1 protein-coding gene is annotated in these 405 nt (G+C 40.5%); it reads left to right on the forward strand.

Annotated elements, in window-relative coordinates; all coding sequences use genetic code 11:
• Positions 1 to 405, forward strand: a 405-nt coding sequence (locus tag HC175_RS19660; RefSeq protein ID WP_168139805.1) for a DUF4249 family protein, incomplete at both ends; no start/stop codon positions are given.

Here is a 405-nt window from a genome sequence, read left to right on the forward strand (position 1 = left end):
ATATGAAGAAACCTACAAGATTGTATCTCCTATTGTGGTGCGCAACACCATTGCATTCGAAGGGGACAGCTGGCAAGTAGTTCCAAATACAAAACAGGAGACTATTTGTTTCAGTACCGACCCATCTAAAGAGATCATTATTTCCAGCACCAGTGATCTAAACGACAATAACCTCGATTCTTTCCTGGTAAGATTCATTAAAAAAGATGATCCGGTACTCAGCCACCGTTATAGCCTTCTGGTTAAGAAGTATTCCTTGACAGGAGAGGCATATTCCTATTACTCGACTCTTAAGAAAATTTCAGGTTCAGAGAGCTTACTTTCTCAAAACCAACCCGGCTTCGTTAACGGAAACCTGTTTTCTGTGAACAACGAGGATGAAAAAGTAATTGGCTTTTTCACCCT

It is taken from the genome of Salinimicrobium oceani (assembly GCF_012037645.1).